This is a genomic window from Curtobacterium sp. 314Chir4.1 (assembly GCF_900215175.1).
In the GTDB taxonomy this organism is placed as follows: Bacteria; Actinomycetota; Actinomycetes; order Actinomycetales; family Microbacteriaceae; genus Curtobacterium; species Curtobacterium pusillum_A.
Window position 1 is genome coordinate 959,674 of sequence record NZ_OCMI01000001.1, and the last position, 20,122, is coordinate 979,795.

A 20,122-nucleotide genomic window follows, 5' to 3' on the forward strand; every position below is an offset into this window, starting at 1 on the left:
ATCCCCCGTGGGGGTGTCACCATCCTTGCAACCGTCAGTGGAACCAGTCCTGCTCGCGGATGTCGCGGAGCGCCTGCCGGCGGACCTCCGGGTCGAGCGTCATGACGTACACGGTGCCGCCGAGGTGGTCGACCTCGTGCTGCAGCGCCTCGGCCATGAGCCCGGTGCCCTCGAGCACGACCTCGGCCCCGTCGACGTCGACGCCGCGGACCTTCGCGTACGGGTACCGGCGCGTGGGGTACGACAGGCCGGGGACGGAGAGGCAGCCCTCGTCCATGAGCTCCGGCTCCCCCGAGACCTCGACGATCTCCGGGTTGAGGACGTAGCCGACCTCGCCGTCGACGTTGTACGAGAAGGCACGGAGGCCCACACCGATCTGCGGTGCGGCTACACCGGCGCGGCCGGGCTCCTTGACGGTGTCGACCAGGTCCTGCACGAGGTCGCGGATGCCGCTGCTGCCGAGTGCCTCGGGTCGGATCGGATCGGACGGCGAACGGAGGACGGGGTCGCCGAACAGGCGGATGGGACGGACGGTCACGTTACTGCAGCACCACCAGGAGGTCGCCGGCGTCCACCTGCTGGGTCGCCGGGATCGCGAGACGGCCGACGGTGCCCGACACGGGCGCCGTGATGGCCGCTTCCATCTTCATCGCCTCGATGCTCGCCACGGCCTGACCGGCCTCGACGACGTCACCGACGGCGACCTTGAGCGTCACGACACCGGAGAACGGTGCCGCGACGTGCTTCGGGTCGGACTTGTCCGCCTTCTCGGCGGCCTTCGTCTCGACCTCGATCGAGCGGTCACGGACGTACACCGGGCGGAGCTGCCCGTTCATCGTCGCCATGACCGTGCGGACGCCGCGGTCGTCGGCCTCGCCGATCGCCTCGAGCCCGACGAACAGGTTCACGCCCCTGCCGAGCGGCACGGTGTGCTCCTGGCCGGGACGGAGACCGTAGAGGTAGTCGACGGTCGGCACGACGGACAGGTCGCCGTACTGCTCGCGGACGCGCTCGAACTGCTGCGTGGGCTGCGGGAAGAGCAGGCGGTTGAGCGCGCTCCGGCGTTCCGGACCTCCCTTGGTCAGGTTGGCCCGCTCGGCATCAGGGACCGGCGTGATCTCGAGCCGGACGTCACGGCCCTCGAGCACCTTCGACCGGAACGGCTCGGGCCAGCCACCCGGCAGATCGCCGAGCTCGCCGGCCATGAAGCCGATCACGGAGTCCGGGATGTCGTACTTCTGCGGGTTCTGCTCGAAGTCCACCGGGTCGGCGTTGACGGCCGCCAGCTGCAGCGCGAGGTCACCGACGACCTTCGAGGACGGCGTGACCTTGGTCGGGCGCCCGAGGATCCGGTTCGCGGCGGCGTACCAGTCCTCGACCTGCTCGAAGCGGTCGCCGAGCCCGAGGGCGATGGCCTGCTGGCGGAGGTTCGACAGCTGGCCACCCGGGATCTCGTGCTTGTAGACGCGACCCGTGGGCCCTGGGAGCCCCGACTCGAACGGGGCGTAGGCGCGGCGCACGGCCTCCCAGTACGGCTCGAGGTCGCCGACCGCGCTCAGCGAGATGCCGGTGTCGCGGTCGGTGTGCGCCAGGGCCGCGACGAGGGCGGACATGCTCGGCTGGCTGGTGGTCCCGGCCATCGGCGCCGCGGCGACGTCCACCGCGTCGGCACCGGCCCTGGCGGCCGCCAGGAGCGTCGCGAGCTGCCCGCCGGCGGTGTCGTGCGTGTGCACGTGCACGGGCTGGTCGAACCGCTCGCGCAGCGCGGTGACGAGCTTCTCGGCCGCACCGGCGCGGAGGAGTCCGGCCATGTCCTTGATGCCGATCACGTGCGCGCCGGCCTCGACCATCTGCTCCGCGAGGCGGAGGTAGTAGTCGAGCGTGTAGAGGTCCTCCGCCGGGTCGAGGAGGTCGGCGGTGTAGCAGAGCGCGGCCTCGGCGACGGCGGTGTCGGTCGCCAGGACGGCCTCGAGCGCCGGACGGAGCTGGCTGACGTCGTTCAGGGCGTCGAACACGCGGAAGACGTCGACGCCCGTCGCGGCGGCCTCGGCGACGAACGCGTCCGTCACCTCGGTCGGGTACGGCGTGTAGCCCACGGTGTTCCGGCCGCGGAGCAGCATCTGGATCGGGAGGTTCGGCATCGCCTCGCGCAGGGACGCCAGGCGCTCCCACGGGTCCTCGCCGAGGAAGCGCAGGGCGACGTCGTACGTCGCGCCGCCCCAGGCCTCGACGCTGAGCAGCTGCGGGGTGAGCCGGGCCACGTGCGGGGCGACGGCGACGAGGTCCTTCGTGCGGACGCGGGTGGCGAGCAGCGACTGGTGGGCGTCGCGCATCGTCGTCTCGGTGACGGCGAGGGCGGTCTGGTCGCGGAGGGCCTTCGCCCAGGCGCTCGGACCGACCTCGCGGAGCAGGTCGCGCTGGCCCGCGGGCACGGGCGCAGACAGGTCGAGGGCCGGGAGCTTCTCGCTCGGCTCGACGGTCTGCGGACGCCGCTCGCCGTTCGGCTTGTTGACGGTGACGTCGGCGAGCCAGTTCAGGACCTTCGTGCCGCGGTCCTTCGAGACGTGTCCGCTGAACAGCTGCGGACGCTCCTCGATGAACTTCGTCGAGACGTCACCGCGGGCGAAGTCCGGGTCCTCGAGCACGGCCTGCAGGAACGGGATGTTCGTGCTGACGCCGCGGATGCGGAACTCGGCGAGGGCGCGCTTCGCACGGGCGACCGCGGCCGGGAAGTCCCGCCCGCGGCAGGTCATCTTCGCGAGCATCGAGTCGAAGTGCGGGCTGATCTGCGCGCCGGTGGCGACCGTGCCGCCGTCGAGACGCACGCCGGCGCCACCCGGGCTGCGGTACGTCGTGATGCGGCCGGTGTCCGGGCGGAAGCCCTGCGTCGGGTCCTCCGTCGTGATGCGCGTCTGCAGTGCGGCACCGTGCACGCTCACGGTGTCCCGTGACAGGCCGAGGTCGGCGAGGGTCTGCCCGGCGGCGATGCGCATCTGCGACTGCACGAGGTCGACGTCGGTGACCTCTTCGGTGACGGTGTGCTCGACCTGGATGCGCGGGTTCATCTCGATGAAGACGTGCTGGCCGGCCCGCTCGCCCTCAGTGTCGAGGAGGAACTCCACCGTTCCGGCGTTCACGTACCCGATCGACCGGGCGAAGGCCACGGCGTCACGGTGCAGGGCCCGGGCGATCGACGGGTCGAGGTTCGGCGCCGGCGCGATCTCGACGACCTTCTGGTTGCGGCGCTGGACCGAGCAGTCGCGCTCGAACAGGTGGATCGTGCCGGCGTCGGCGCCCGTGGCGTCGGCGAGGATCTGCACCTCGATGTGCCGCGGCCGGATGACTGCCTGCTCGAGGAACATCGTCGGGTCCCCGAAGGCGCTGTCGGCCTCGCGCATGGCCTCCTCGAGCGCCGCGCGCAGCTCGGGCTTCGTCTCGACCCGGCGCATGCCACGGCCGCCACCACCGGCGACCGCCTTCGCGAACACCGGGAAGCCGATGGCGTCCGCACCGGCGATGAGCTCGTCGATGTCGCGGCTCGCCGGCGTGCTCGCGAGGACCGGGACACCGGCCGCGATCGCGTGCTCCTTCGCGGTGACCTTGTTGCCCGCCATCTCGAGCACGTGCTCGCCCGGACCGATGAACGTGATGCCGTTCGCAGCTGCGGCGGCGGCGAGCTCCGGGTTCTCCGACAGGAAGCCGTACCCCGGGTAGATCGCGTCGGCGCCGGACTCGAGCGCCACGCGGACGATCTCCGACACGTCGAGGTACGCGCGCACGGGGTGCCCGCGCTCCCCGATCAGGTAGGCCTCGTCCGCCTTGAGGCGGTGCAGGGAGTTGCGGTCCTCGTACGGGTAGACGGCGACGGTCTGCGCCCCCAGCTCGTACGCGGCGCGGAAGGCACGGATGGCGATCTCGCCACGGTTGGCGACCAGGATCTTGCTGAACACGAGGTCCCTTTCAGCCCGGGTTGAGGTGAGACAACCCTACTGGCGGTAACGTTGCTCACCGTGCATGTACTCAGCGTGAGCTCCCTCAAGGGTGGTGTCGGCAAGACGACGGTGACGCTCGGCCTGACTTCGGCCGCGTTCGCCAAGGGACTGCGCACGCTGGTGGTGGATCTCGACCCGCAGTCGGACGTCTCGACCGGCCTCGACATCAACCTCTCCGGCCACCTCAACGTGGCCGACGTGCTCGAGAACCCGAAGGAGAAGATCGTCCGTCAGGCGATCGCCCCGTCCGGCTGGACGAAGGGCTCCCAGGGCAAGATCGACGTCATGGTCGGATCACCCTCGGCCATCAACTTCGACGGGCCGCACCCGTCCATCCGTGACATCTGGAAGCTCGAAGAGGCGCTCGCCAACGTCGAGCAGGACTACGACCTCGTCCTCATCGACTGCGCGCCGTCCCTCAACGCCCTCACCCGCACCGCCTGGGCCGCGTCCGATCGCGTGACGGTCGTCACCGAACCGGGGCTCTTCTCGGTGGCCGCCGCCGACCGCGCCCTCCGCGCGATCGAGGAGATCCGCCGCGGCCTCTCCCCCCGCCTGCAGCCGCTCGGCATCATCGTGAACCGTGCCCGCGTGCAGTCGCTCGAGCACCAGTTCCGCATCAAGGAGCTCCGGGACATGTTCGGCCCGCTCGTGCTCTCGCCGCAGCTGCCCGAGCGCACGTCGCTGCAGCAGGCGCAGGGTGCCGCGAAGCCCCTGCACGTGTGGCCGGGCGAGTCGGCGCAGGAGATGGCGCGAAACTTCGACCAGCTGCTCGAGCGCATCATGCGCACGGGCAAGATCGGCCCCTACGCCGAGGGCGGCGCCGCGTAGCGCAGCGCTCGTTCCGTCCGCGAGACGTCGAGGTCGCGCAACGCGCCACTCGCACGCGCTGAGGTCGCATGATGTGCCGCCGCGTCGGCACGCAGGCGGCAGAACGCGCGACCGCACGGTCGTCACGCCGCGGTCGCGCAACACGCCGCACGCGTGCGCCGAGGTCGCACGAAGTGTCGCGTCGACGCCATCCAGGCGGCAGAACGAGCGACCTCGCGCTCCGCACGAAGGGTCGACGCGCGGGCGCGCGTCTAGGAAGCGCGGGACGCCCGGCGGGCAGCGAGTTCGTCGTCGGGGTCGGCCGCGGGCGTCGCGTCGAGCTCGACGAGGGAGCTCTCGACCTCGCGCAGGACCTTGCCCACCGCGATGCCGAACACGCCCTGCCCGCGGGAGACCAGGTCGATGACCTCGTCGTCGGAGGTGCACAGGTACACCGAGGCACCGTCGGACATCAGCGTCGTCTGGGCGAGGTCCGACACGCCCGACTCGCGCAGCTGGTTCACGGCGGTGCGGATCTGCTGGAGGGAGATGCCCGTGTCGAGCAGGCGCTTCACGAGCTTGAGCACGAGGATGTCGCGGAACCCGTAGAGACGCTGCGAACCGGAGCCGGCGGCCCCGCGGATCGTCGGCTCGACGAGCTCGGTGCGGGCCCAGTAGTCGAGCTGCCGGTACGAGATCCCGGCGGCCCGGGCAGCGACGGTGCCGCGGTACCCGTTCTGCTCGTCGTGCTCGGGCAGGCCGTCGGTGAAGAGGAGCCCGAGGTCGTACCGGGTCATCTCCGACTCGGTGCCGGGGGTGTCGTTCCCACTCATCAGGCTGCCTTCCACGACGATCGAGCTCTCATCCGAACGTTCAATGACGGGTTGAGAGTTGTTCCGAGGTCCACGGTAGCGACTCGAACCGCTCCGGCGCGGGACATCCGACTCGGCGCGTCCGGCGTGTCGAGGATACGCCTCACGAGGTCATGCGTCGAGACGCCCGATCGCCGTCCGGATGAGGTTCGACCGGATCACTTCGAGGTGCCCGGCGATCTCCCGCGCGAGCTCGGTGGCCTTCGCCCGCGAGGTCGCGTCGCCGCGGCGGGACACCGGCATGAGGGCCGACTCGATGAGTCCGACCTCTCGCTCGGCAACGCTGCGCATGGTGCGGAGGTGCCGCGGTTCGATGCCGGTGCGCTGCAGTTCGACGAGGGCCTTGAGCACGCCCACGGCGTCCTCGCCGTAGGTGTCGGCGGCGGGCAGCAGCGACGCGGAGACGGCGTCGGCGAGGAGCATCGGCGTCGCTCCGGCCGCACGGACGGTCTCGTCGCGGGTGTAGCGGCGCTCACGGCCGAGGATCGACGGCTTCGGCGCGTCACCACCACCGGGCAGCACCGGGTCGCGTCCGGCGTCGAGGTCGGCCAGGTAGTCCTTGATGACCTTGAGCGGGAGGTAGTGGTCGCGCTGCAGCCCGAGGATGACTCGGAGCCGGTCGAGGTCCGCCGCCGAGAACTTCCGGTAGCCGCTGGCGGTCCGGATCGGTGTGACGAGCTCGCGTTCCTCGAGGAAGCGCAGCTTGGACCCAGACAGGTCCGGGAACTCCGGCTTGAGGCGTGCGAGGACCTGCCCGATCGTGAGCAGGTCCGGTACCGCGGACCCCGCCCGGGCCGCGGAGGACCGTGCGGCCACTACGCGTTCGCCAGGCGCGCCAGGTCGACCCGGGAGGCGTAGAAGGTCAGGCGGAACTTGCCGACCTGGACCTCGGACCCGTCGGTGAGCGGCGCTTCGTCGATGCGGTCACCGTCGAAGTACGTACCGTTGAGCGACCCGTTGTCCTTCACGCTGAAGGCCGTGCCGTGCCGGAGGAACTGCGCGTGCTTGCGCGACACGGTGACGTCGTCGAGGAAGATGTCGGCGTCGGGGTGTCGCCCCGCCGTGGTGACGTCCGAGTCGAGCAGGAAGCGCGCACCGACGTTCGGACCACGACGGACCACGAGCAGCGCCGACCCGGAGGGCAGGGCGTTGATCGCCTCACGCTCCTCGGCGGACACACCGGACTCGGCGGTCAACGCCGCGCCCATGTCCATGCTGAAGGTCAGTGTGGTGTCGACCAGCCGCTGCTCAGGGGTCTTCTGACCGTCCGGCTGCGGGACCACTGGATCTGGCATCGTGGACCTCCTCCTCTTGGCGCACCAGCGTATCGGAAACGAGCGACCGAACGGGAGCCCCGAACGGGGCTGGGGACAACTCGGCAGAACGCGTACAGCGAACGTACCGACGATGTTCGGATTCCGCACCATCGACGGACGGGAGGCGCGGTGCCAGCCGGCACCGCGCCTCCCGTCCGGATGTGGTCGCGACCTAGGACGACGGAGTCGCGTCAGCCGTCGGTGCGGCCTTGCCGGACTCCACGTCCTCGAGGATCTGCTTGATCTCCGAGTCCTTGAGCTTCACCCAGGGCGAACCGTCCGGATCGCTCGTGGAGGCCTCAGGGCTCTCCCCCGTGTTCCACCACTTCGACTGGTACGGGATCCCGTCGAAGAGCACGCGCGAACCCGTGTCGTACTGCTTCGTGCCGGACCAGGCGTCGTACGTGCCGCTCGGCAGGGTGACCTGCTTCACCGGCTTCTCGCCCTTGAGCACCGGACCGACGAGCTGCCACGGCGTCTCGTAGGCGCTCAGCACCGGGTCGTCGGGCAGGTCGCCGGACGTCCACCACTTCGCCTCGTAGACGTTCTGGTGCCAGACGACCTTCGTGCCCTCGAGGTACGAGGCGTCCGAGCTCCACACCGGGTACGGACTGGTGGAGGGGTTGTCCGTCGGCTGCACGGTCGCGGAGGGCTCCGCCTTCGTGACGTCCGACGCGGCCGCGACGATCCCGCCGGTGAAGCCCTTGCCGAGGACGTCCGCGTAGAGCACGCCGTCCTGGTCCACGCCGGAGCAGGAGTTCGACACCGTCGACAGGTTGACGTAGTTCGAGCCGCACGTGGTGTCGCGGTTGAGCGACCACATCGACATCCGACCGAGCCCGCGGTCCCGCGCCCAGGCGTTGAGCTTCTTCGCGTCGGCGAGGGTGAAGACCTCGTCCTGGATGTCGTTCTGGCCGATCATCGGCGTCGCGCCGACCTTGTGCCACAGCGTCGCGTCGGAGAGCGGGGTCCCGGCGCGCTTGTACAGGACGCCGAGCTGGCGCTGGGTCTCCTGCAGGGTCTGCACCGAGGCGGAGTACATGCTCTGGCTCGCACCCTTGCCCTGGCCGTAGTCCATCGTCATGGCGTTCACGCCGGCGAGGTCGACCCCGGCCTTGAGGAACTGCGCGACCGCGGTCGTGCCGTCGCTCGTCAGCCCGGACGGCGCAGCCGGCAGCGTCAGCCACACCGCGAGCGGGTGACCCGCTGCGCGGCGCTGCTCCTGGAGCGCCGCCACCGCGGCCGCCCGGCGCTTCCCCGCGTCGTGGTTCGTGAGGTCGTCGCCCTCGACGTCGTAGTCGACCGTGCTGACGTCGTAGCGCTGCACGACGGACTCGTACGCGCTCACCAGATCCGAGCCGTTCGTGCACGTCGTGGCGAGCTCGTCGTTCGCCAGGCCGCCGAAGGAGACGCCGACCTCGCCCTTCTGCTGCTGCAGGCGGGCGATGCGGCGGTCGAGGTCGAGCGCGTCCGACGCGCCCTGCATCGAGTACGCCGAGCCCCAGGTCGGGGTGCAGGCGTCGTCGTGGTCGGCGACCACGAAGGACAGCATGACGTCGCGGCCCTTGGCGGACTTCACGTCCTCGAACGCGAAGGTCGGGGTCGCGGTGACGTCGGTGTAGGCGGCGAACCAGGACTTCTGGGTCTCGGCGGCCTGGGCGGACTGCCAGCGGTCGAAGCCGACGTAGCCGGCGGTGGCGAGGGCCGCGGTGAGCACGACGGCGATGCCGACGCGGACCGGGGACAGTCGTCTGGTGGCGGCCATCAGGCGGCGCTCCGTTCATCGGTGGTGGTCGTGGGGATCGACGTGGTCACGACGGCGGCACCGACGACGTCCGCCTGGTGCCGGACCGGCATCGTCTTCCCGCGGTGCCCGAAGTACAGGACGGCACGCCAGTCCTCGGTGACGGGCTCCGCTTCGGGCAGCAGCCCCTTGCGGGCGCGCTTGCGTTCGGTCCGTGCCGCGTTGGCTGCCGACCGTCGCGCCGCTCGTGCGGACGGGTCGTAGTACATCCACTTCGTGGCCCACAGCCACACGTCGACCACCGAGTTCCAGATGCCGATGTAGGCGACGATCGCGTACAGGGCGAGCACGGCGTTGAAGGCCGCGAACACCGCGTTGCCCCAGTTCTGCGCCCCGTAGTCACGCACGAACGTGAACACCGAGAAGACGACCATGGCATACGGCGCAAGGACGTACAGCGCCGGGGACGCCGTGCGGTCCCGGACCTTCGGCGTGCGGGCGAACGGGATCTTCTTCGCCGTGAGCGCCTGCTGGATGCTCTTCAGGACACCGGCGACGTTCACCGGCATGAGGATCAGGTTGAAGCCGTAGATGCGGAACACGTCGGTGCGCTTGTACCCGCAGTACTTGAGGTCGCTCGACAGGAGCCAGAAGTACGGCAGGGCCGCGAGGAGCACCATCGGGCTGAGCAGCCGCGAGTCGTACGGGTAGGCCAGCAGGAAGATCAGGCCGAACGACGCCCAGGCGATGGACGCCATGTAGTTGACGCGGAGGGACATCTCGACGATGCCGACCCGCTCCCCGCGGGCACGACGCTCGCGGACCTGGCGGATGTACTTCGGCAGGATGAGCAGGCCGCCGTTGGCCCAGCGACGACGCTGGACGATGAGCGAGCCGAAGTCCGGCGGGGTCGCGCTGTAGGACAGGCGCTCGGGGTAGTTCACGAGCGTCCAACCGTGCATGCCGAGGTCGACGCTCGACTCGGTGTCCTCGATGACCGTGCGGTCCTGCACGTAGCGCTTCACCTCGAAGCCGCCGACGGTCTCGACCTCCTCGATGTCGCGGAGAGCCCGGGTCCGGATGACCGCGTTCGCGCCGACCCAGAACGTGGCGTTGTGGCGGGACATGCCCTGGTGGAGGATGTGCTGGATGTCCGTGGTGGCACCGGCGAGCCGCTCGATGCGGGTGGCCGCGCCGCGGAACGACGAGTACGGCGTCTGCGTCACGGCGACGCGGGCGTTCTCCGGCTGCTCGAGGAAGTACACCAGGCGCAGGCAGTAGTCGCGCAGCAGCACCGAGTCGGCGTCGAGCGTGAGGATGTAGTCCGACGCGGGGACCACGAGGTCGGCGACGGCGGGGTCCGACACGGTGCGCAGGATGGTGCCGGACGCGGTCTCCTCGAACGCGTACGCACCGCCGAGCAGCCCGATGTAGGCGTTGAGGTTCATCGCCTTGTTCGCCTCGTCGGAGAGGTTCGCGTAGCGCTTCCGCTCGAAGGTCGTGATCTCGGCGGTGAACGTCCACGCCAGGCGACGCTGCAGCTCGAGCGCGCGGGCGGAGGTGATCTCGCTGAAGGACTCCCCGGCGTCGACGGCGTCCACGATCGCGGCCTCGAGTGCCTCGGACGTCAGCCGGAACTCGTCGGCGAGCCCGATCAGGACCTGGTCGTGGAAGAAGTGGTCCACGTGGTCGAGGACCTCGTGCTCGCGGGCGTGGCGGCGCAGCCAGGCGTCGGCCCAGCGGTGGTGCTCGACGAGGTTGCGGAGGCCGTCGACGCTCGCGAACGGGGCGGCGGCCGCCTCGACCTCGGCGGAGAGCAGGGCCTCCTGGAACCGCTGCGACGGCGCCGCGAGCTGGTTCTGGATCGTCGTGGCGACCGCTCGGGTCCGCTCGAGCTTGTCGAGGGTCTCCGGGTCGGTCGGGAAGGGGTTGTCGTCGACGAGCAGCACGACGCGCAGCGAGGGGTACTCCTGCAGCGCGGCCGACCACAGCGTGGTGGCGACGACGTCGGGCTCCTCGGCGTAGCTCGGCACGAGGACCGTCATCGGCGACTCGTGGCCCTCGGCGAAGTGCCGGTCGAGCTCGGCGCGCGGGACCCGGACGTGGGTCGCGAACCGCTCCATCGCACCCTGGCGGGCGACCAGGTGCATGAGCGCGGAGAAGGTGAGGAAGGTGACGACCACCAGGTACGAGATCGCCTCGGTGGTGAAGCGGAAGCTCTCGGCGCCGTAGTCCAGGAACTGGCGGATCACGGTGTAGACGACGTAGGCGAGCCAGAACGCGATCGTCAGGATGATCGCGACGCGGCCGGAGACGAGCTTCCGATCGGAGGGGCGTTCGTGCAGGGTGTCGAGCGGGCGGGTACGACGCTCGGAACCCCACTGGCGACGGCGCGCGGGAGCGCCGTCATGCAGTTCGGGCATGACAGTCCTTCGTTCCGCTGGACCAGCGCGCCATCGGGTCGGGCACTGTCGGGGAGTCCGTGCGGTCGACTCCGAACGTATGGGGACAGACCGAACGGTGCAGACACCCGGACGGGGGGTTTTGGGCGTGCCGTGCGGGAAACCGCACGATGTTGCGTGGCGCACGTTTCGCGCGTGTCGCTGCCGGTCGCGCGGCTGCGGTCGTGCGGGTGGTCCGGGCGTTCTGCCTGGAGGCGCGGCTCGGCTCCGCCCCGCCGGTCGCGTGACACGCCGCTCACGTCCGGCGAGGGCGCACGGACTGCCGCGCGGCCGACCGGCGTGCGGCAGAACGCGCGATGTCGGGCGGCCCGGGTGCTCAGCGGCCGCGGGCGGCCCGGGCGCTCAGGCCGCGGGCGGCTCGGACGCTCAGCGGCCGCGGGCGAGGAGCCAGAGCAGGTACGGCGCGCCGATGACCCCGGTCACGACGCCGACCGGCAGCGCGTTGCCCGGGATCGCGAACTGCGCGATGAGGTCGCTCGCCAGGGTGATCGCCGCGCCGACCGCGGCCGTCGGACCGAGCGCGACCCGGCCTCCCCCGACGAGCCGGCGGGCGATCGGTGCCGCCATCAGCGCGACGAACGACACCGGCCCGGCGGTCGCCACGGCCGCCGCGGTCAGGCACACCGCCGTGAGCAGCAGGAGCACCTTCGCCCGGTTCGGCCGGAGTCCGAGCCCGGACGCGACCTCGTCACCGAGGGTCAGGACGGTCAGCCGCGGGGACTGCAGGAGCGCGAGCGCCATGAGCACGACGAACGCGATCGCGAGTGCGCCGACGAGGTTCCGGTCGACGGCGTTCAGGCTGCCGGAGAGCCAGAGGAGCGCGGTGCCGGCCTGGGTGACGGTGCCGCTCGTGAGCATCCACCCGGTGATGCTCAGGCAGATCGCGGCGACGCCGATGCCCACGAGGACGACCCGGTTGCCGGTGATCCCGCGCCGCCACGCGAGTCCGGCGATGACGAGCGACACCACGAGGGCGCCGACGAGCACCACCGAGAACAGGGTCCCGCCGCTCGCGCCGAACAGGACGATGGCGGTCAGACCAGAGGCGCTCGCACCCGACGTGATGCCGATGACGTCCGGGCTCGCGATCGGGTTCCGGACGACGCTCTGCACGATGCCACCGGCGACGGCGAGGGAGGCCCCGACGAGGATCGCCCCGAAGACCCGCGGCCCGCGGAGCTGCCCGATGACGAAGTCCGAGACCGTGTCGCCGTGCCCGACCAGCGCGCCGGCGACCTGCACGGGCGAGAGCGGGATCTCGCCGACCCCGAGGCCGACGAGCACGAGGGCGACGAGCAGGACGAGCACGACCCCGAGGACGAGGAACTCCCGGCGCACGGCGGACGAGCGCACGGCGGTCGGGCGCACGCCGCTCACAGACCCTTCACCGCCCGCGACCGCACGAGCCAGATGAACACCGGGGCGCCGATCAACGCGGTGACGATGCCGACCTGCAGCTCCCCCGGGTACGCCACGACCCGCCCGATGACGTCGGCCACGAGCAGCAGCGCCGGCGACACGATGGCGGAGAGCAGGATCGTCCAGCGGTGGTCCGGCCCGCTCAGGCGCCGGACGGCGTGCGGGACCGCGAGCCCGATGAACGCGATCGGCCCGGCCGCGGCGACGGCCGACCCGGCGAGCAGCACCGTGACGAAGCCCCCGGTCGCACGGACCAGGACGACCCGCTGCCCGAGCGAGGCGGCGAGCTCGTCGCCGAGCGCCAGCGTGTTGAGCGACCGCCCGAGGGCGAACGCGATCGCCAGGCCGACGAGGACCGGGACCGTGATGACGCCCGCCGTACCGAGGTCCTTCCCCGCGAGCGCCCCGACCTGCCAGAACCGCAGCTGGTCGAGCAGGCTCTGGCTCGTGACGAGCACGGCGGTGGTGATCGACGACAGCGCGGCGGCCACCACGGCACCGGCCAGGGCGAGGCCGACCGGTGACAGCCCGCGACGGGCGACGGCGGCGATCCCGTAGACGAGGAGCGCCGCCAGGGCAGCCCCGACGAACGCGAACGGCAGGTACGCCGCAGTGCCGCTGACACCGAAGAGCGCGATCCCGGCGACGACCGCCAGGGTCGCTCCGGAGTTGATGCCGAGCACGCTGGGGTCGGCGAGGGGGTTGCGGGTGACGCCCTGCATGACCGCCCCGGCGACCCCGAGGGCCGATCCGGCGAGGAGCCCGACGACCGTGCGGGGCACCCGGTTCCCGAGGACGATGAGGCCGATCTCGTCGTTGCGCCCCGGGTGCAGGACGGTGTCGAGCACGGTGCCGAGCGGGATCGGACGGGACCCGAACGCCACCGAGAGCGCCACCGCCACGGCGAGGACGACCACCGCCAGCACGGTCGCGCCGACGAGGCGGGACGCGGAGCTGGGCGCGGGAGGGGTGGGCGACGACGAACGCATGGGAAGTAAGGCAACCCTAACGGACGACCTCGTACGGCGACCCCCGAGCAAGCCGTGAGCAGCCGCAGGGTCCGTTCATAGGTTCGTCATGGGAACCGGGCTTGTACTCGTACCCATCGACACCCGACCGGGTCGTCGAGGGACGACCGGAGAGCACCGATGAACGAGACCCCGAACCCCGCTGCCGACGAGAACGGCACCGCCCGCACCGACGCTGCGCAGCCGCAGGCCGGGGCGACGTGGGAGGCACCGCACGCCGACCCGTCGACCCTCCGCTCGGCGTACGCGTTCGACGGCAGCGGCCCCTACCTCTACGGACCCGACGGCTCCGGCCCCTACGGGTACACGCCGGACGGCCGCGGCCCGTTCCTGATCGGCAGCTCGGCGCTCCCCGGCTTCCAGCACGGCTGGGCGCACGGCGCCGCGACCGCGAACCACGCCGCGGCGGGCCACGGCACGAAGCGCCCCCGGCGCCTCGGGCTGATGATCGGCTCCGGCATCGCCGCCCTCGCGATCGTCGGTGCCGCGGGCGGAACGGCGCTCGGGCTCTCCACGCAGAGCACGACCACCACCTCGAGCCAGTCGCAGGGCACCACGACCCTGCCGGACACCGGCTCGGGCACGGACAGCGGCAGCGGCACGAACGGCTTCACGGTCCCCGGTGACGGCAGCGGGAGCGGCACCAGCGACGGCAGCACCGGATCGAGCACCGAGTCGGCGGCGACCGCGGCGACGAGCGCCCAGAAGAAGGGCGTCGTGACGATCAACACCGTGCTGAACTACGACGAGTCCTCGCAGGCTGCCGGTACCGGCATGATCATCAACTCGAACGGCACCGTCCTCACGAACAACCACGTGATCCAGGGCGCGACGAGCATCACCGTCACCGACGAGACCACCGGCAAGGAGTACAAGGCAGACGTCGTCGGGACGGACGCCACGAACGACGTCGCCGTGCTGAAGCTCGAGGGCGCGTCGGGTCTGTCCACCGTGACGCTCGACGACGACGGCGAGCCGAGCACCGGCGACACCGTGACCGACGTCGGCAACGCGGAGGGCACGGGCAACCTGGTCGCCGCCGAGGGTTCCGTGACCGCGACCGACCAGGACATCCAGGTGCAGAGCGAGTCCGGCACCGGCACCGAGTCGCTGACCGGCCTCATCGAGATCGCCGCGAACATCGTCTCCGGCGACTCCGGCGGTCCGGTCCTCGACAGCGAGGGCGAGGTCGTCGGCATGGCGACCGCGGCGTCCTCCGGCTCGGCGGACGTCACCGGGTACGCGATCCCGATCACCACGGCGAAGTCGATCGCGGACAAGATCCTCGCCGGCGAGTCGTCGTCGACGATCACCATCGGCCTGCCCGCGTTCCTCGGGGTCGAGGTCAGCGGCACGGCCACCACCGGCGGCGTCGCGGTCGCCGGCACCGTCGAGGGTTCCGGTGCCGCGAGCGCCGGGCTCGCCGCGGGCGACACGATCACGAGCATCGACGGCACCGCCGTGACGAGCTCGGACGCCCTCACCTCGGCGATCCAGTCGCACTCCGTCGGCGACAAGGTGACGGTCGGGTACACCGACAGCACCGGCGCCGCGAAGACCGTGACGGTCACCCTGACCGCCGGACCGGCCGCCTAACCCAGGAGCGCCCGCACCACCGAGCGGTACACGTTGGCCCAGCGGGCACAGTGTCGAGAACCCGGTCAGCCCAGCAGGGCACGCACCACCGAGCGGTACACGTTGGCCGGGGAGTCCGTCGCGAAGGCGGTCTCCCCGGCTTCCGTGCGTCCGACGCGCGCGAAGCCCTGCCCCTCGGCGTGCACGACGACGATCGGGTTCGGCTTGCTCGGCCGTCGCAGCGACGACACCGTCCACGGCGCGGCCCAGAAGCGCGCGAGCCGCGGGTCCGCCTCGGCGATCGCCGCCGGCAGGTCCGGAGCGTCCTCCGCTCCGCCGGTGCGCCGCTCGAGCAGGTCTGCCCGGAGCGACCCCGTGCGGAACGGGAAGGTCCATGCCGGACCGATGCCGAGCCTCCCGGCCATCACCGCGACCACGCGCTCGACCGGCAGCCCGGTGACCACCGCGCCGTCCTCGTCGGTCCCGTCGACGACGGTCTCCGACCAGGCCTGGAGACGCGTGGTGCGCCCGTCGGGCAGCCGCTGTTCCAGCGTGACGGGCTGGGCCTCGCCCTCCCAGGGCCCGAGGAGCGTCTGGGTGGACTCGGGCAGCGTGCCGAGGCGGCCGACGAGGCCGGACTCGATGAGCTCCCGGCCCGCGGGGCTGCGGAGGAGAGCGGGGTTCCAGCGGCGGCCGGCGAGGCTGCGGAGTGTCGTGAGCGCCTCCGGGCCGAGGTGGGGGCCGTCGATCGTGGGGGCCGGGGAGGCGATCGGCAGGTCCTCGAGCTCGCGCTGCACCCGCGATGGTGCGGGCTCGGTCGCCCGGACGGTGTCGAGGACGGCGAACACGAGGTCGTCGGAGGCGAGCATGCGCGCCAGCGGCCGCTCGATGGTGAGGTCCACGCGGTGCCGGCCGGTGACGAACAGCAGGTGCGCGCCCACGACGTCACCGCCCTCGTCGGGGCGGACGTACTCGACCAGGCGTGCCGGTGCTCCCGTGGCGGTCCAGGGGTCGGAGCCGATGAGGCGGAGTCCCTCGACCGAGCCGGGGAGCCGTTCGAGCAGGCTCGTGTGCTCCTCGGCGATGGTCCGGTCGCTCGGACGGGAGCGGACGGTGAGCACGACGTCGTCGCCGGTGACACGCAGGTCCGCCTGGGCCGAGTCCTCGCGACGCCACACGTCGGGGCGGCGGAGGGTCAGGCGGGCGGTGCGGTCCTCGGTGCCGAGCGGGACGGGGACTGCCATGGCACGAGGCTACGTCGGGGGCGGGCCGGGCGAGCCTGCGGCTCGCCGAGCGCGCGCGGACGGGTGCGGCGGGCGCGGGCGGCGCGGGGCGGCGCGGGGCGGCGCGGGCGGCAGTGTGCGAGGTTCCGCGCACCGTGGGACCCGCGCGGCCTCGCACGGCGCGCGGCCCCTCGCACGGTGTCGGCGCCGGGTCGCACGGTGCGAGGTCGCGGCACGGTCTCGGTCAGGGGCGGCGCGGGCGGCAGTGTGCGAGGTTCCGCGCACCGTGGGACCCGCGCGGCCTCGCACGGCGCGCGGAACCTCGCACGGTGTCGGCCCCGGGTCGCACGGTGCGAGGTCGCGGCGCGGTCTGGGTCAGGGGCGGCGCGGGCGTGGCGCGGGCGGCGGCGGGACCGGCTTCGCGGCGACGACGTCGGCGAGCGTCACCTCGACGGGGCCCCGGCGGGTGTCGATCGTCACGGACGTCGCGGTCCGGGCGACGAGGACCCCGAGGGCGTCCCGCGCTCCCCCGCCGTCGTGTGCTCGGACGACCAGGCGGTCCCCGAGCCCGGCGTCCCGCAGCACCCCGAGCGCCAGCGCCCGGGCGATCGCGTCCTGCCCGCTGCCCTCCACCTTCCCAGCGTAGGGCGCGCCTAGAGTGTGGGGATGGCCAAGGCACGCGTGGACAGCTGGATCTGGGCGGTGCGGATCACGAAGACCCGCTCCGCCGCGACGGCCGCGTGCAAGGCCGGGCACGTCCGGGTGAACGGGGAACGCGCGAAGCCCGCGCAGCCGATCGGCCCCGGGGACGAGGTCCGGGTCCGCCAGAACGGCTTCGACCGGATCGTCGTCGTGACCGGGATCATCCTGAAGCGGACGAGCGCGCCCGAGGCCGCGAAGCACTTCGAGGACAAGACCCCGCCGCGGCTCCCCAAGGAGGAGGCCGGTTTCGTCCCGATGCGCGAGCGCGGTGCCGGACGTCCGAGCAAGCGGGAGCGCCGCGACCTCGAGAAGCTCCGCGGCTACTGACGCCGCGGCTTGCCGTACGGGTCGACGACGACCTCGAACTCAGGGTCGTCCTCCCACGCGACGGTGACGGGCTGCCCGGTCCACCGCGCTTCGAGGTGTCCGTCGTCGTCATCGTCGAAGCCGCGCAGGGCTCGACCACTCGGCACGCGGTCGATCGCGACGCGCCGGTCCGTGCCGATGGCGAAGAGCTCGACGACGCGGCCCCGGATCCGCTGGTTCGGCACCGTGTCGTGCCGGACCTCCTCGAAGCGCCGCGCACCGTCCGCGGACACCACGCCGTACTCGACGACGTCGCCGATCTCGACGGCGGGCCCGCAGCACTCGTGTTCCCACCCGCCGATGATCACGACCACCGGCTCGGCCATCAGACGAACCGGACGGTCTGCTGCAGGCGGTCACGGAGCTCGAACACGTCGATGCTGCCCTCCGGCGACCACACGCCGTTCAGCACCTGACCGAGTGCGCTGCGGCGGACGACGAGCGCCGTGGGCTTCCGGGGCGAACCGACGAGCTGGACGTCCTCGTCGACCGCGGAGTCCGGAACGACCAACAGCCGGCCCGTGAACTTCACCCGGGTGGTCTTCTGCACCGCGCGGGCCGCGCGCACGAGTTCCTTCACCGGACGCTCCCCTGGTGCGAGGGTCTCCCCCGTGATCTCACCGTGCTCGACGCGGACCGGGGCTCCCCAGTCGATCGACTCGACCGCCCACAGCCCGCTCGGGGTGAGGACGGCGTGGTCGAGCTTGCCCTCGGCCCCGGCGTCGAGGTCGTGCCACACGGTCACACCGATGCCCATCTCGGAGACGATGGAGGCGGTGGCTTCCTCGGCGAGGGCCTCGGCCAGCAGTCGCCGGATGTGCCGCGGCGCGGAGCGGATCAGCGTGGGGTCGTACGGGTCCTCGATCGGGTCGCCCAGTCCGACCCACTCGCGTTCGGCCTGCAGGAAGACCTCGCGCGACCGACCGCCGGGGTGTCCGTGGGACCGGGCCCGGGGCCGTGAATCGCGACGCGCTGCCGGAGGTGCGTAGGCGTCGCGACCGGTGTCGCTCCTCCAGGCCGACGAACCCGACGGGCCGGACGCGCCCTGCTGGCTGCCGCGCTGGGATCCCGCGTCGTAGGCGCGGCGTGCTGCGGGGGTGCCGACGCGTTCCCAGGCGATCTGGACCTGGCGGAAGCGGCGGGCGTCGCCGCCGAGGTCGGGGTGGGACTCGCGGGCGGCGCGGCGGTAGGCGCGGCGGAGTTCGTCGTCGTCGGCGGTCGCTCGGACGCCGAGGACCTCGTACGGGGTGGCGTCGGCCGGGCTGTCGGTCATGGCCCTGCGACATTACCCGAGGGAGCGTCGGAGTCCGCCGCGTGGCTGCTGGGTGCTGCCTGGGCCCACGACGCCGGTTCCGGGGCGACGCGCCAGCGGCGGGCCGGCCGTGCCGGTGGCGAGACGCGTCGCGTGCGGCGAGACGCCTCGCGTGCGGCGAGACGCCGCCGGATCCGGCGGTGTCTCGCACCGGAGGCGGCGTCTCGCGGCCGACGCGGCGTTCGCCGCCGTCGAGACGCCGCCGGTCAGGCGACGGAGAACGACACCGGGACCGCGAGGAACCGGGCGTAGCGACGAGCCGCGGCCTCGAGTGCACGGACGGCTGCGGCGTCGAGCGGTTCGAACGGGGTCAGCGTGACCCGGACGTCCCGGGAGCGCTCGGTCCGGGTCCAGGCACCGACGACCCGCCCACGGACGACGGCCATCGGCAGGAAGATCCCGTTCCCGCCGGGGACCACGCGGTCGGCGTGCACGGGGTCGAGCTGGACGGAGCGGTCGGCGTACCCGAGCAGGTACTCGTCGAACCCCGGCAGGAGGTGCCCGGTCGGGATGCCTCCGGTTGCCGGGCGGTCGGCGAGCGCGAGGAGTCCGTCGCCGAGGTCCTCCACGATGTCGCCGGCGGCCGCTCGGGCACGTCGGACGTCGCCGAGCGGCAGCTTCGTCCAGCTCGCGGCGTCGGCCTCGGTCGCGGGGCCACGGCCGCGGAGGTAGCCGACGAGCACCCGGCGCAGCGCTTCGTCGCGGTCGGGCCGGTCGGTGGTCGCCGGTGCCCACTCGTCGAGGAGCACGAGCCCCTGGCCGACCCGGGCGGTCGGGCCCCAGGCGACGAGGCCCTCCTGCGCGAGGCGGAGCAGGACGTGGTAGCCGCGACCACCCGCGGGGTCGATCCCGGCTGCCCGGTACGCGGCGAACAGGTCGTCCCGCACGAGTGACCGCCCGCCGGACAGCGCGTCGACGGTGGCGTCACGGGCGGTGGCGAGGACGGCGTCGTCGATGCCGAGTTCGTTCGCGCGCCGGGCGATGGCGCGGATGGTGCGCTCGGCGGTCAGCGAGAGCAGCATCCGGAGGTCGTCGGGGCGCATAGCGTGCAGGGTGCCGCGCATCGGCCACGAACGGACGAGCTCCCCGCGGTCGAACGCCGCACGGACGTCGTCGCGCGTCGAACCGGGCGACCGGACGCCGATCGCCCACAGCACCTGGCCGAGGTCCTGCCCCTGCACGGCGGTCATCCGCTCGACCGCGGCGGCGGGGCCGAGCCCGGGCACGGCGACGCCCTGCGCGGCGAGGCGCATCGCGCGCAGCTGGGTCGGCGTCGTCGTCACGGCACCAGCATGCCGGAC

At 72.3% G+C, this 20,122-nt stretch carries 17 protein-coding genes; 3 read left to right on the forward strand and 14 right to left on the reverse strand.

The annotated features are described in order from the left end of the window. Window positions 1–34: 34 nt before the first annotated feature. Together CRP27_RS04390 and CRP27_RS04395 are read right to left on the reverse strand one after the other, a co-directional pair. On the reverse strand, window positions 35–538 hold the full coding sequence (locus CRP27_RS04390; RefSeq protein WP_079238823.1) for a peptide deformylase: 504 nt from the start codon (window positions 536–538) through the stop codon (window positions 35–37). A gap of 1 nt (window position 539) precedes the next feature. Continuing rightward, the gene (locus CRP27_RS04395; RefSeq protein ID WP_097179461.1) at window positions 540–3,950 is read right to left on the reverse strand and encodes a pyruvate carboxylase; all 3,411 of its coding nucleotides are present in this window, start codon (window positions 3,948–3,950) and stop codon (window positions 540–542) included. A gap of 60 nt (window positions 3,951–4,010) precedes the next feature. Between CRP27_RS04395 and CRP27_RS04400 the strand changes: the two genes are divergently transcribed. Further along, a complete protein-coding gene (locus CRP27_RS04400; RefSeq protein WP_079238821.1) occupies window positions 4,011–4,823 on the forward strand; it encodes a ParA family protein in 813 nt (270 codons plus the stop codon). Between the two features lie 251 nt (window positions 4,824–5,074). Here CRP27_RS04400 and CRP27_RS04405 read toward each other — a convergent pair whose 3' ends face one another. The 7 genes from CRP27_RS04405 to CRP27_RS04435 form a co-directional block, all read right to left on the reverse strand. Further along, window positions 5,075–5,635: a MerR family transcriptional regulator gene (locus CRP27_RS04405; RefSeq protein WP_070418635.1), complete on the reverse strand. Its 561-nt coding sequence runs from the start codon at window positions 5,633–5,635 to the stop codon at window positions 5,075–5,077. Between the two features lie 150 nt (window positions 5,636–5,785). After that, entirely contained in the window at window positions 5,786–6,490 is a 705-nt protein-coding gene (locus tag CRP27_RS04410) for a MerR family transcriptional regulator (protein WP_097179462.1), read from the reverse strand. Beyond that, window positions 6,490–6,969 (reverse strand): FHA domain-containing protein, encoded by a 480-nt coding sequence (locus CRP27_RS04415; RefSeq protein ID WP_097179463.1) that lies wholly within the window; start codon window positions 6,967–6,969, stop codon window positions 6,490–6,492. The genes CRP27_RS04410 and CRP27_RS04415 overlap by 1 nt, the downstream gene beginning before the upstream one ends. A gap of 193 nt (window positions 6,970–7,162) precedes the next feature. After that, window positions 7,163–8,755: a chitinase gene (locus CRP27_RS04420; protein ID WP_255257429.1), complete on the reverse strand. Its 1,593-nt coding sequence runs from the start codon at window positions 8,753–8,755 to the stop codon at window positions 7,163–7,165. Next, window positions 8,755–11,157 carry a glycosyltransferase family 2 protein gene (locus CRP27_RS04425; protein WP_097179464.1) on the reverse strand — a complete coding sequence of 801 codons (2,403 nt, stop codon included), beginning with the start codon at window positions 11,155–11,157 and terminating at the stop codon, window positions 8,755–8,757. Before CRP27_RS04425 ends, CRP27_RS04420 begins: the two co-directional genes overlap by 1 nt. Window positions 11,158–11,562: 405 nt before the next feature. Beyond that, window positions 11,563–12,564 (reverse strand): iron chelate uptake ABC transporter family permease subunit, encoded by a 1,002-nt coding sequence (locus CRP27_RS04430; RefSeq protein WP_097179655.1) that lies wholly within the window; start codon window positions 12,562–12,564, stop codon window positions 11,563–11,565. Window positions 12,565–12,569: 5 nt separating this feature from the next. Further along, window positions 12,570–13,604: an iron ABC transporter permease gene (locus tag CRP27_RS04435; protein WP_097179465.1), complete on the reverse strand. Its 1,035-nt coding sequence runs from the start codon at window positions 13,602–13,604 to the stop codon at window positions 12,570–12,572. Window positions 13,605–13,763: 159 nt separating this feature from the next. Here CRP27_RS04435 and CRP27_RS04440 point away from each other — a divergent pair, with 159 nt between their 5' ends. Continuing rightward, complete coding sequence (locus CRP27_RS04440) at window positions 13,764–15,239, forward strand: S1C family serine protease (RefSeq protein WP_097179466.1); 1,476 nt, start codon at window positions 13,764–13,766, stop codon at window positions 15,237–15,239. 65 nt (window positions 15,240–15,304) lie between these two features. On the opposite strand, the gene CRP27_RS04445 is transcribed toward CRP27_RS04440, so the two are convergent. Further along, window positions 15,305–16,462, reverse strand: a complete 1,158-nt coding sequence (locus tag CRP27_RS04445; RefSeq protein WP_097179467.1) for a hypothetical protein — start codon at window positions 16,460–16,462, stop codon at window positions 15,305–15,307. A 354-nt stretch (window positions 16,463–16,816) separates the two neighbouring features. Further along, on the reverse strand, window positions 16,817–17,074 hold the full coding sequence (locus CRP27_RS04450; RefSeq protein ID WP_255257430.1) for a hypothetical protein: 258 nt from the start codon (window positions 17,072–17,074) through the stop codon (window positions 16,817–16,819). 33 nt (window positions 17,075–17,107) lie between these two features. On the opposite strand from CRP27_RS04450, the gene CRP27_RS04455 reads away from it, so the two are divergent. Continuing rightward, on the forward strand, window positions 17,108–17,470 hold the full coding sequence (locus CRP27_RS04455; protein WP_097179468.1) for an RNA-binding S4 domain-containing protein: 363 nt from the start codon (window positions 17,108–17,110) through the stop codon (window positions 17,468–17,470). Here CRP27_RS04455 and CRP27_RS04460 read toward each other — a convergent pair. From CRP27_RS04460 to CRP27_RS04470, 3 genes are all read right to left on the reverse strand, one after another. Beyond that, window positions 17,464–17,835, reverse strand: a complete 372-nt coding sequence (locus CRP27_RS04460; RefSeq protein WP_176505457.1) for a hypothetical protein — start codon at window positions 17,833–17,835, stop codon at window positions 17,464–17,466. The genes CRP27_RS04455 and CRP27_RS04460 overlap by 7 nt on opposite strands. Next, window positions 17,835–18,782, reverse strand: a complete 948-nt coding sequence (locus tag CRP27_RS04465) for a DnaJ domain-containing protein (protein ID WP_097179469.1) — start codon at window positions 18,780–18,782, stop codon at window positions 17,835–17,837. Before CRP27_RS04465 ends, CRP27_RS04460 begins: the two co-directional genes overlap by 1 nt. 245 nt (window positions 18,783–19,027) lie before the next feature. Then, window positions 19,028–20,104: a winged helix DNA-binding domain-containing protein gene (locus tag CRP27_RS04470; protein WP_097179470.1), complete on the reverse strand. Its 1,077-nt coding sequence runs from the start codon at window positions 20,102–20,104 to the stop codon at window positions 19,028–19,030. Window positions 20,105–20,122: the final 18 nt, after the last annotated feature.

Bases quoted from the DNA above. Each gene is read 5' to 3' on its own strand.
- CRP27_RS04445 (WP_097179467.1), bottom strand. From the start codon at position 16,462: ATGGCAGTCCCCGTCCCGCTCGGCACCGAGGACCGCACCGCCCGCCTG.
- CRP27_RS04465 (WP_097179469.1), bottom strand. From the start codon at position 18,782: ATGACCGACAGCCCGGCCGACGCCACCCCGTACGAGGTCCTCGGCGTC.
- CRP27_RS04460 (WP_176505457.1), bottom strand. From the start codon at position 17,835: ATGGCCGAGCCGGTGGTCGTGATCATCGGCGGGTGGGAACACGAGTGC.
- CRP27_RS04425 (WP_097179464.1), bottom strand. From the start codon at position 11,157: ATGCCCGAACTGCATGACGGCGCTCCCGCGCGCCGTCGCCAGTGGGGT.
- CRP27_RS04440 (WP_097179466.1), top strand. From the start codon at position 13,764: ATGAACGAGACCCCGAACCCCGCTGCCGACGAGAACGGCACCGCCCGC.
- CRP27_RS04415 (WP_097179463.1), bottom strand. From the start codon at position 6,969: ATGCCAGATCCAGTGGTCCCGCAGCCGGACGGTCAGAAGACCCCTGAG.
- CRP27_RS04455 (WP_097179468.1), top strand. From the start codon at position 17,108: ATGGCCAAGGCACGCGTGGACAGCTGGATCTGGGCGGTGCGGATCACG.
- CRP27_RS04435 (WP_097179465.1), bottom strand. From the start codon at position 13,604: ATGCGTTCGTCGTCGCCCACCCCTCCCGCGCCCAGCTCCGCGTCCCGC.
- CRP27_RS04405 (WP_070418635.1), bottom strand. From the start codon at position 5,635: ATGAGTGGGAACGACACCCCCGGCACCGAGTCGGAGATGACCCGGTAC.
- CRP27_RS04420 (WP_255257429.1), bottom strand. From the start codon at position 8,755: ATGGCCGCCACCAGACGACTGTCCCCGGTCCGCGTCGGCATCGCCGTC.